General features: G+C 57.4%; 11 protein-coding genes and 1 pseudogene. 2 read left to right on the top strand and 10 right to left on the bottom strand.

The window, feature by feature from the left end; genetic code table 11:
- From DHN60_RS20560 to DHN60_RS20515, 10 genes and pseudogenes are all read right to left on the bottom strand, one after another.
- Nucleotides 1-109: pseudogene (locus tag DHN60_RS20560) on the bottom strand (sulfopyruvate decarboxylase subunit beta); the annotation flags it as partial.
- The gene (gene comD / locus DHN60_RS20555) at nt 106-612 is read right to left on the bottom strand and encodes a sulfopyruvate decarboxylase subunit alpha (RefSeq protein ID WP_108838583.1); all 507 of its coding nucleotides are present in this window, start codon (nt 610-612) and stop codon (nt 106-108) included. The gene comD and the pseudogene DHN60_RS20560, both read right to left, overlap by 4 nt.
- Nucleotides 613-651: 39 nt before the next feature.
- Complete coding sequence (locus tag DHN60_RS20550; protein WP_108839186.1) at nt 652-1,065, bottom strand: universal stress protein; 414 nt, start codon at nt 1,063-1,065, stop codon at nt 652-654.
- Nucleotides 1,066-1,092: 27 nt separating this feature from the next.
- The gene (locus tag DHN60_RS20545) at nt 1,093-2,073 is read right to left on the bottom strand and encodes a zinc-binding dehydrogenase (protein WP_108839185.1); all 981 of its coding nucleotides are present in this window, start codon (nt 2,071-2,073) and stop codon (nt 1,093-1,095) included.
- Nucleotides 2,070-2,831 carry an SDR family NAD(P)-dependent oxidoreductase gene (locus DHN60_RS20540; protein WP_108839184.1) on the bottom strand — a complete coding sequence of 254 codons (762 nt, stop codon included), beginning with the start codon at nt 2,829-2,831 and terminating at the stop codon, nt 2,070-2,072. The genes DHN60_RS20545 and DHN60_RS20540 overlap by 4 nt, the downstream gene beginning before the upstream one ends.
- Nucleotides 2,824-4,131 carry a histidinol dehydrogenase gene (gene hisD, locus DHN60_RS20535; protein WP_108839183.1) on the bottom strand — a complete coding sequence of 436 codons (1,308 nt, stop codon included), beginning with the start codon at nt 4,129-4,131 and terminating at the stop codon, nt 2,824-2,826. Before hisD ends, DHN60_RS20540 begins: the two co-directional genes overlap by 8 nt.
- Before the next feature lie 12 nt (nt 4,132-4,143).
- Nucleotides 4,144-5,472: a TRAP transporter large permease gene (locus DHN60_RS20530; RefSeq protein ID WP_108839182.1), complete on the bottom strand. Its 1,329-nt coding sequence runs from the start codon at nt 5,470-5,472 to the stop codon at nt 4,144-4,146.
- A gap of 5 nt (nt 5,473-5,477) precedes the next feature.
- Nucleotides 5,478-5,996, bottom strand: coding sequence for a TRAP transporter small permease (locus DHN60_RS20525; protein WP_108839181.1), 519 nt, complete (start codon nt 5,994-5,996; stop codon nt 5,478-5,480).
- Nucleotides 5,997-6,105: 109 nt separating this feature from the next.
- Complete coding sequence (locus DHN60_RS20520) at nt 6,106-7,254, bottom strand: TRAP transporter substrate-binding protein (RefSeq protein WP_108839180.1); 1,149 nt, start codon at nt 7,252-7,254, stop codon at nt 6,106-6,108.
- 22 nt (nt 7,255-7,276) lie between these two features.
- Nucleotides 7,277-7,462, bottom strand: a complete 186-nt coding sequence (locus tag DHN60_RS20515) for a hypothetical protein (protein ID WP_108839179.1) — start codon at nt 7,460-7,462, stop codon at nt 7,277-7,279.
- 143 nt (nt 7,463-7,605) lie between these two features.
- On the opposite strand from DHN60_RS20515, the gene DHN60_RS20510 reads away from it, so the two are divergent.
- Nucleotides 7,606-8,625 (top strand): LacI family DNA-binding transcriptional regulator, encoded by a 1,020-nt coding sequence (locus DHN60_RS20510; protein WP_108839178.1) that lies wholly within the window; start codon nt 7,606-7,608, stop codon nt 8,623-8,625.
- A gap of 440 nt (nt 8,626-9,065) precedes the next feature.
- Nucleotides 9,066-10,109, top strand: a complete 1,044-nt coding sequence (locus DHN60_RS20505) for a LacI family DNA-binding transcriptional regulator (protein ID WP_234423735.1) — start codon at nt 9,066-9,068, stop codon at nt 10,107-10,109.
- Nucleotides 10,110-10,131 lie beyond the last annotated feature (22 nt).

Genomic DNA, 10,131 nt, shown 5'->3' with positions numbered 1-10,131 from the left:
GCTGATCGTCGATCATGTGCAGTTCCTGGCTGGGCAGGCCAATGTTGCAGACAACCAGCTGGTCACGAAGGATGGGCGCGATCTCGCGCAGGATTTCAGAACGGATCATTGGTCGCCATAGCCTCCCCAGAAGTTGGCGTCCGTCAGGATCGCCACCGGTTTGTTGCACATGAAGGTGTATTTCAGGATGTTGTCCAACTCCTCGACATCTTTCTGCCAGTGGAAGTGGTAGGTCGGGATGTTCAGCTGGGCCAGCAGCGCCTTGGTGTGGACGGCCATTTCGACTTGGCAGGCGACAGGTTCGCGCAACTCTCCGCGATAAGAGATCAGCATGGGCAGCGGCATCCGGTAGTACTGGATCAGCGTGGCCAGTGTGTTGATCGTGACTCCAATGGCGGTGTTCTGCATGATGATGGCGGGGCGTTTGCCGCCCATATAGGCACCCGCGCACAGGCCCATGCCTTCGTCTTCTTTGTTGGAGGGGATGTGGAAAATCTCGTCACGCGCGTCGATCTCGTCGATCACACCGGCCAGCTGTTTGCACGGCACCGTCGTGACAAAGGAAATACCGTTCGCAACAAGATCATCCGTGATCTTTTTGTCTATGTTCATGTCTGGGTGGGCCTTTCTAGGTTTGGGAGGAGCGCGATGTCAGGAAGACGCGCGATGTACGTGAACGGCGCAACCGGCATGACGCACGACGCGTGATGCGGTTGAACCAAGGAAATAGTCGGACAAGCCCGGCTTGTGAGATCCGATCACGATGCAATCGACCCCGTGGGCGGCGGCATAGTCGATGATCGTGCGAGAGGAATGCCCTTTGACGATAACGGGCGTCACATGCGGGTGGTCTGACAGCTTGTCCTCCAGCTCGGCGCGCGCCTTGTCAAAACCTGCAGCAACGGTTGCTTCGTCTAGATAGGCGCTCACGGACCCTTGCGGGGCTTCATGAACATGCAAGGCGACGATCTCGCCGCCGCTGGAACGCAGGGCATTTGCAATCCCAAGCGTGTGGGTCGAAACGCCGTGATCCAGCGCCATGGGAACGAGGATTTTAGTGTACATGTCGCGTCTCCAAACGGATTGTAGTTGTCATGCCCACGGATCCAGAATGATCTTGGGCGCCGCCACAGCGCCCGCGCGCAAGGCTGCAAAGGCTTGGGGGCCGTCCGTCAGGCTGCGCTGTTCGGTCCAGTCGAGCGGCCCAAGCGATCCGTCGAAGATCGCGGCACAGGTGTCTCGGAAATCCTGGCTTGTGTAGGTGTAGGTGCCGATAAAGGTGATCTCCTGCAAAGTCATGCGCCGGACATCGAGACCACCCAAGTCTTCGCCCAGCCCAATGTGGACAATCACGCCGCCGGGGCAGCACCGCTCTGACGCGATGGCGCGGGTGGCGGCATAGCCCACAGCGTCAATGACAATGGCATGGCTGCCCGTTCCGCCCGCCACGGCATGTTGCCCGCACCGCTCGATCAGGTAGGCGCGGCGCGCATCGTTGGGTTCGGCGATGGTCACGTCTTCGATACCCTGCGCCTTGAGCGCCAAGGCAGCTGCCAATCCAATCGCCCCACCCCCAATCACAAGCGCACTTTGTCCCAAGCCATGATCCATCGCCTCGAGCCCCAGACGCACCGAATGCCAGCTCACGGCCAAGGGTTCAGCCAATGCCGCCTTTTCCAGCGGCACATGGTCTGGCACCACGACCAGATTGTCGTCACGCATCGCAACATATTGGGCAAAGGCCCCCTCGCGCGGTGGCATCGAAATAATCAAACGCTCTGGGCAAAGATTTTCGCGCCCTGCACGACATGCGGTACAGGCGCCGCAATTGACCAGCGGATTAATCGTTACCCGGACGCCATCGCGCGGCCCCCCTTCGATGACGCCTGCGGCCTCATGGCCGAGGATCAGCGGCGCGGGCCTGCGTGCATCATGACCCAGATAGGCATGCATATCCGAGCCGCAAATACCCGAGGCAGCGATGCGGACCAGTGCCTGCCCATCCTGAAGTTCGGGCATAGGCACATCACGTACCCCCAGCGTTTCAACGCCTTCATACACCAGTGCTTTCATTTTGCAGTGAACCCTCCGTCAACCATCAGCGTCTGGCCCGTAACATAACCAGAGGCATCCGAGCATAAAAACAGAATTGGACCATCCATGTCCTCGAGCCGCCCGTTTCGCCCAATGCAGGTTTGCGCGGCGTTGCGCTTGGCGCGCTCTGGGTCTGAAAACACGGCATTGGTCAGTTCGGTCGGGAAGAAGCCGGGGCCAATGGCGTTGGCGGTGATGCCGTGAGACGACCACGCCTCGGCCATGGCGCGGGTCAATTGCGCAATGCCTGCTTTCGTCGTGCCGTAAGCGATGCCGCCCGGGAAAGCCCGTGTCGTTTGCAGCGAGGCAAAGTTGACGATCCGTCCCCACCCTTTGGCCTTCATGGCTGGCACAAGGGCCTGGCTCAGGAAGAACGGGGCCGAGATGTTGAGGGCGACAGTCTGATCCCAGCCGTCGGGCGTGACGTCATCGGCGGCTTGGCGTGTGTTGATACCTGCCGCATGGATCAGGATATCGGGACTGCCAAACGGGTCTGAGATAGCCTTGGCCAACGCTGGGATTGCGTCCCGGTCCGCCACATCTGCGACAACCGCCGTCGCCTGTGCGCCGATTTCATTCGTGAGACTATCGAGTGCTTCTGCGCGCCGCGCAACGCCCACGACGTGCGCTCCGGCCGCGGCCAGAACGACAGCCGCCCGCCGTCCGAGGCCGGAACTGGCGCCGGTGACGCAAGCAACCCGACCGGTTAAGTCAAAGATTTCGCGTGGGTCAGCCATTCGCGGTCAGATCAAATTCTTCATCGGGGAAGTATTTGGCCAGACGCACATCTGCGGCCCGAGCATGTCCTTCCATCCCTTCGAGGCGCGAAATGCGGGCGGTGGCCTCGGCCACTTGTTTGGCACCATCACGGGTGGCGCGCTGCCATGTGACAATCTTCATGTACTTGTGGACGGACAGGCCACCGGTGTAATTGGCGGCCCCGGATGTCGGCAAGACGTGGTTCGTTCCCGTCGCTTTGTCGCCGTAAGACACAGTCGTTTCTTCCCCTAGGAAAAGCGAGCCATAGCAGGTCAACCGCTCCAACCACCAATCGAGGTCGTCGGCTTGCACCGTCAGATGCTCAGGGGCGTAATCGTCAGAACAGGCTGCCATTTCTTCACGGTCACTGCACAGGATGACCTCCGCATAATCGCGCCATGCAGCAAAGGCGTTTTCGCGGTTCACATCTGGCAGATCATCGATCAGGCCGGGCACCAAGTCCATCACCTTTTCGGCAAGATCGCGGTCATCCGTGACCAGCCAAACGGGCGAGTTGTAGCCGTGTTCAGCCTGGCTCACGAGATCGGTTGCAACGATATGTGCGTCTGCGGTTTTGTCAGCCAGAACCAGACTGTCTGTCGGGCCGGCAATCATGTCGATGCCAACGCGACCGAACAGGATCCGCTTGGCTTCGGCCACGAATTGGTTACCGGGGCCCACAAGGATGTTGGCCTTGGGCAGGCCGAACAGGCCGAAGGTCATCGCAGCAACACCCTGAACACCGCCCAATGCCATGATCTTGTCGGCACCACACAAGTGCGCCGCATAGATGATAGCGGGCGCTACACCTACGCCCGGACGGGGCGGCGAACATGCGGTGATGTGACCACACCCTGCCACTTTGGCCGTGGTGACCGTCATGATGGCGGATGCGATGTGACTGTAGCGTCCACCGGGCACGTAGCAGCCCGCTGCGTCCACAGGGATCGCCTTCTGGCCTGCGACCATGCCGGGCACGATCTCGACTTCGACGTCGGATACAGTGCCCTTTTGCGCTTCGGCAAAGCGTTTGACGTTGTCATGGGCGAACTGGATGTCCGCCTTCAGCTTTTCTGGAACAAGTGCTGCGGCTGCTTCGATTTCTTCGGCCGTCAGCATGACGTTGCCTTCGTAGCGGTCGAATTTGGCGGCATATTCCTTTGCCTTGGCGTCCCCACCAGCCTCGATATCGGCAAGGATCGTCTTGACCGTCTCGTGGACTTCCGACGCATCGGATTTGGCCGTCAGGGTCGCTTTCTTTAGGTATTCGCGTTTCATTGTCTTGAGGTCCTACTGGTAAATTTCAGGCAGGAACGTCGTCGACAGCGCTGGCACATAGGCAATCAGCAGCACGACGAAGAACATGCACAGAACGAAGGGAACGGCGCGGACGGCAATCTTGAGAATAGATTCTCCGGTGATGCCCGACACCACAAAAAGGTTAAGCCCAAGGGGCGGTGTAATAAAGCCCACCCCCAAAGCGGTGATCATCATGATGCAGAACTGGATTTCGTTCATGCCGATGTTGTCCGCCAGCGGTTTGAGGATTGGCGCAAGGATCACGATGTTCGGCGTGGTTTCCATCACGCAGCCTGCTGCGATCAGGATGCCGATCATCAGCAGGATCAACAGCCAAGGTTCGTCCGTGAGGCCTGTCACCGCCGTGACAAACCCTTGCGGCACGCCCATGATCGCCAAAGCCTCGGCCAAAGGTGCCGAAAAGGCGATGATGGGCAGGATGACACCGTTCACTTTGGCGGAACTGACCAACATGGCCGGGAAGTCCGCAAAGCTGAGGGTGCGCAGGATAAAGCCCATCAGGATGGTCACCACAACGGCTGTTGCGCCCGCTTCGGTTGGCGTCAGACGGCCCGAGAAGATGCCGTAAAAGATAATGCCGGGCACAATGAACGCGTACCAACCTGATTTCAGCGACCGACCCAGATTGCCCAGCCACTCGTTGAACGTCATCTGACCGCCGCCTTCATAGGAATAGATGCGGTTTACGATCAGGTTGGTGATCAGGATCGAAACCAGGATGCAAATGCCGGGGATGAGTGCCGCGAGGAACAGGGTCGAGGCGGATATACCCAACACAAGACCGATGATGATGTAGGCGATGGAAGGCGGGATCAGGATACCGGTACAGGCACCCGCAGCTACCAATGCGCAAGCGTAGGGCCGTGGATAACCCGACTCGACCAGACGCGCGATTGTCATGCGTCCGACCGCAGCCGCACCAGCCGCGTCAGAGCCAGAGATCGCGGCGAACATACCGCAGACAAGAACCGTGGCCGAGCCAAATCCGCCTTTGGTAAAGCATGTCAGCGCCTCAGCCACATCCAGAAACTTTCGACTGAGCCCTGTGCGCACAAGTACGTCGCCGGTCAGAATGAAGAGGGGGATGGCGGTGAGCGCAAAGGCGTCGATGCCGGTGAACAGCTTCTCACCCACAAGGCTCAGAGGCAGATCACCCGACATCACCAACATCAAAATCGCAGATGTGCCGATGGCCGCCCAGACGGGCACAGCCAGCGCAATGAGGGCTACAAAAATGATGACCGGAAGGTAAAAGTCCCAGCCAAGCTCGACCGTTTGTTCAAAGGTTTGCCAAAGCATCTAAATCAACCTTCTTCAAACAGTGTATCGCCTTCAAACACGGGCTTGCCCGTACGAAGACAGTGAAAATCACGGATCATGGATTGGATCAGTCGGTACACGATCAAGCCAAAGCCCAGGGGTACCGCCATCAGGAACCAAACCTTGGACACGCGCAGCCCGTCTGTGACCGAGCCGAACTTGGCAGAGACGTGAACCGCCTCGTAGGACCAGTAGAGCGCGATGATGGCGACGCCAAACATCACCAGATCGCCAAAGATATACAGCAGCGCCTTTGGTCGCGGACTAAGGTAGTGCATGATCACGTCGATGCGGATGTGCGCACGTTCCTTTACAGCGGCCGCAGCCCCTATCCATGCCAAATAGATGAATGAGTAGCGGACAATCTCTTCGCCCCAGATTGAGGAGAATGAGAATATTTCGCGGCGCAGCACTTCGATGGCCATTGTAATGACGAGCATCACGTAGAAGACCAAAAGCAACCAGCGCTCGGCATCGCGATCAATTCGGCGCAATAAATCCATGTTGGAACCTGCTGACTAGCCGAACAGAACAATCACGCCTCGGCGCGTGTCTCATTCTGTGGCGGAAAAGGGATGTCGGGCGCGCGCGTGGCGCGCCCGATCTGGCAGCTTACGCGTCGTGCACGTAGTACTTGCCTTGCGTGCCTGCGGCTTCTTCCATCTTGGCAAAGTTGTCCATGGAACCGGCAAGCTCGACCTTGAACTCGTCCCATTCGGAACGCTGATAGCCACCTGCGGCTTTCCATTCAGCCAACTGGTCTTCGCTCAGCGAGTGGAATTCGACGCCTGCCTTGACCAGTTCCGCCATCGCATAAGCGCGGGCCGAAGGTACTTTGGCAAGGTTCTGGTGCGCGGTCATTTCTGAACCCCACATGATGCCTTCCTGTACGTCGGCTGGCATTGAGTTGAACCATTCGAGGTTACAGGAATAGACTTGGCTGTCAGGTACGGCTTGCGTGAAGGTCACGTGGCTCAGGATGTCCTTGAACCCAAAGACTTCGAGCGCGCCAACCGAAGGGTCCAATGCGTCTGCAACACCCTGCTTGATGGCCGACGGTGTTTCACCCCATGCCACTGGCGTTGGGTTGGCGCCGACCATGCGGTAGTATTGTTGCAACATTTTGGAACCCGGAACGCGGAACTTCACGCCTTCCAGATCGGACGGTGTGATGACAGCGCCAGCGCCGCCTTTGCGCACAGCAACGACGCGCGGATCGATGTTCACGTAGAAAAGCGCCTTGAAGCCGTTTTCTTCGACTTTCGGCTCCACCGCTGATTTCCAGAATTCGGAATTGACGAGGTTGGTAAAGCGTTGGTTCGAACCGCACAGGTAAGGCATGTTGATCAGGTCAACAGTGGACGCGAAGGGTGCGAAGTTGGACAGAGAGTGTTGCGCTGCCTGGATCGTACCGCCTTGGACGGCCTGAACGAGGGCACCGCCTGCACCGAGCTGACCGCCGGGGGCGAGCTTGACATAGACTTTGCCGTTGGTGGCGTTCTGGATGTTCTCTTTGAGGTCCAGCTGCATAATCGGATAGCCGCGCGATGCGCCGACAGGGTAAGCCGTGGCCAAGACCATGACGTGTTCGGCCGCTGCTTCACGGGCACGTTCTTCATTTGCGCTTTGTGCTGCGGCTTTGGATGACCAAAGCATTCCACCGGCACCAGCCACCATGGCAGCAGTAAAACCGCCCGTCGCTGTCAGTTTCAGAAAATTCCGGCGCTCGGCCGACGCAAGGTCCTTGCGGTCTTCATTCATTTGGTTTCCTCCCAGAAAGTCCTTAACTGCCGTTTTTGTTATTTCGGTCAGCTTCTTTTTGAAGAATGGCGACGACGAATAGGATCGACGCGGCAAACAGAACCAGCATTTCACCGACATCCCCCAGAAATGCGCTTGAGGCATATGCCCCGAGAGCGACGTTGGCGAAGTACACGACAAAGACGATCAGGGAAGCGACAAGGAACATGAGAGAAGGCCCGAAATGATTATTGTTCTGCCTCTATTGTAAGCGCTTACATTTGATTCGTGCAAGCGCTTACATTTTTGATGAACTCTTTGACTTTTTGAAAGATTGCGTTCAAGAAAACTGAAACCCAGACAGGCGGGATAATGTCCACGACTCGAACCGTTCCAACACTTGACGATGTCGCAAGAAAAGCAGGCGTGTCGACGGCTACGGTATCACGATGCCTGAACTCTCCCGAACGGGTCGTGGAACGCACCCGCTCCCGAGTACTGCGTGCAGTCGAGGAACTCGGTTACACGCCGAATTTCGGCGCGCGGGTCATGGCCGCCAAGCGTACTTTCACGATTGGGGCCATTATCCCAACCATGGAGAACGCCATTTTCGCGCGTGGGTTACAGGCCTTTCAGGAAGAGTTGCATGCACGCGGCTACACTCTGCTGGTGTCCAGCACCTCTTACAAACCCGAAATAGAGGCCGAGCAAGTCCGGGCACTTGTTGCCCGCGGCGCGGATGGATTGCTGCTGATCGGATACGCCCGCAACCCAGATATCTATGACTACCTCGGCCAACGCGCGATTCCTGCATTACTTGCCTGGGCCTTTCTGCCTGGCGCTGAACCAGCCTGCATCGGTTTCGACAATCGCAGATCAATGCAAGCCTTGGCGAACAAGGTGATTTCGATGGGTCATCGGGACATCGCGGTCATTTCCGGCATCGTTGAGGGCAATGACCGCGCCGAGGATCGCCGACAGGGCATCATTGACGCTTTGTTGGAAAATGGCCTCGACCCCGCGAAAATGCGCATCATCGAAACGCCTTACGGCATCGAGAATGGGGCCATGGCCTTTGATCAGCTAATGGAAGAGGAGACACGCCCAACGGTCGTGATGTGCGGCAACGATGTTCTAGCCGCTGGTGCAATGCGCCGGGCACGCGAGCTGGGTATGTCGATACCAGATGATATTTCGATAACCGGGTTCGATGATATTGAATTGGCCCGTATTCTCACACCCACTTTGACCACGGTACATGTACCACATCGGGAAATGGGGCGTCGCGCCGCGGCAGAGTTGGTCCGCATGGTAGAGCAACAAAGCGATGGTCTTTCTGAACAGCTAGAGAGCTCTCTCATTCTGCGCGAGTCGCTCAAAGACTTAAACTGAGCTTGCAACGCAAGGTGTTCTTGCCAGCGCCAGTTGAACTCAGATCCGAAAGCCAGTGAATACGCTTGGTTTGCCCACCGGAATTTGCGTGCTGCATTTTGCTCAGCTTAAGAAAAGGCAATACCGGGCCGCAACCGATCTGACCTGTTCCGGCATGTAGAGGGGGCGGTTGTTCCTGTCACCACAAAGAACGGTTCGGGCATCAAGCTCCGGACACTTGTTGATGGTGAAAGCCATCTTTAAAAATAGTCGTGCCGTTGATGGTCGCCCATGGCCATGATAGACAATACACCCACACGCTTTCCCGATCTAAAAACGATCAAACTCACCTCAGTTCTTGCATTTATGGAATAGATAGCCGAGAATTTTTCGCACGTTAAAATATCTGACTATGCCAAGGTGTTTTTGCGCGCCAAAGCAGAGGCAGGGGAGGCCGATCTGTGCAGGAACACAAGAAACGCATCGACACGATGGAAGAATTGGCGGTCGCCATTGGCGTGTCTCGGCCAACCCTGTCACGCTTTTTTCAAGATCCCGAACGCGTCAGCAAGACATCGCGCGCACGCATCGCCGAAGGTCTGGAACGCGTCGAATATGTTCCAAACTTTTTTGCCACGCGTCTAAATCGTAAGACGACTGGGATGATCGGGGTTATCATTCCCTACCTGAACGATCTGTTTTTTACCAAACTGCTGGAGTCCATTGAACGTGCCGCAATGGACGCGGGTTTCACGGTCATCACCCAGTGTTCCCATTCCGACCCGCTGATCGAGGCCCGCGCGGCCGAAACGTTTATGTCGATGAGTGTTGATGGGGCCCTTGTTGCACCTTTGGGCAACCACAGTGATATGAAGGTTCACGACCGGCTGCGCGCCCGCATGCCCTTCATGCTGTTTGATTCACGTCCCAAGAACATGCCGGATGTGGATTTTGTCGGCACCAACCACGATCAGAGCACTGGCTTGGCCACGGAATACCTGTGCCGCGTGGGTGCGCCGCCTGTGTTTCTGGCCATGCCGCGTGTGAACTTTAACGCGATGGAGCGCGAGAATGCCTATATCGCCAAGATGAATGAGTTGGGCTTTGAGCCACACATCATCGGAACCGAGATGATTCAGGATATTGGTTTGTTCGAAGCCCACGGACAGGCCGTTCTGGACCGCGAGTTTGCGGCGGGCCGGTTGATTGAGTCCTCAATTCTGTGCGTGAACGACCGCGTCGCCATTGGTGCCCTGCGCGCCGCCGCGTCCCATGGTTTGGAACCGGGTGGCAAACGTATGGGCGGGTTGCGCATCATGGGGCACGACGACTATCCCTTGTGCCCCTACACCGTCCCAAGCCTGACCACGGTCGCCCAGAATGTTGATGAGATTGGACGCACAGCCGTGTCCCGCCTTGTCGGTGCTATCCATGCACAGCAAATGCCGGAAGGGCAGTTTGTAAAACTGCTCGATGGGGACATAAAAGTGCGCGAATCCGCTTGATCGACCAGGCGGTTGGCGCTTC

Origin of the sequence: Tateyamaria sp. Alg231-49 (assembly GCF_900143535.1) — a bacterium.
Classification (GTDB): domain Bacteria; phylum Pseudomonadota; class Alphaproteobacteria; order Rhodobacterales; family Rhodobacteraceae; genus Tateyamaria.
The sequence above is the reverse complement of the archived record's forward strand: the minus strand, read 5'-3'. Positions and strand labels throughout refer to the sequence as shown.

What these genes read in the sequence shown, in the direction of transcription:
- DHN60_RS20545 (WP_108839185.1), bottom strand. Translation starts at nt 2,073, where the DNA reads ATGAAAGCACTGGTGTATGAAGGCGTTGAAACGCTGGGGGTACGTGAT.
- DHN60_RS20530 (WP_108839182.1), bottom strand. Translation starts at nt 5,472, where the DNA reads ATGCTTTGGCAAACCTTTGAACAAACGGTCGAGCTTGGCTGGGACTTT.
- DHN60_RS20515 (WP_108839179.1), bottom strand. Translation starts at nt 7,462, where the DNA reads ATGTTCCTTGTCGCTTCCCTGATCGTCTTTGTCGTGTACTTCGCCAAC.
- DHN60_RS20550 (WP_108839186.1), bottom strand. Translation starts at nt 1,065, where the DNA reads ATGTACACTAAAATCCTCGTTCCCATGGCGCTGGATCACGGCGTTTCG.
- hisD (WP_108839183.1), bottom strand. Translation starts at nt 4,131, where the DNA reads ATGAAACGCGAATACCTAAAGAAAGCGACCCTGACGGCCAAATCCGAT.
- DHN60_RS20540 (WP_108839184.1), bottom strand. Translation starts at nt 2,831, where the DNA reads ATGGCTGACCCACGCGAAATCTTTGACTTAACCGGTCGGGTTGCTTGC.
- comD (WP_108838583.1), bottom strand. Translation starts at nt 612, where the DNA reads ATGAACATAGACAAAAAGATCACGGATGATCTTGTTGCGAACGGTATT.
- DHN60_RS20525 (WP_108839181.1), bottom strand. Translation starts at nt 5,996, where the DNA reads ATGGATTTATTGCGCCGAATTGATCGCGATGCCGAGCGCTGGTTGCTT.
- DHN60_RS20510 (WP_108839178.1), top strand. Translation starts at nt 7,606, where the DNA reads ATGTCCACGACTCGAACCGTTCCAACACTTGACGATGTCGCAAGAAAA.
- DHN60_RS20520 (WP_108839180.1), bottom strand. Translation starts at nt 7,254, where the DNA reads ATGAATGAAGACCGCAAGGACCTTGCGTCGGCCGAGCGCCGGAATTTT.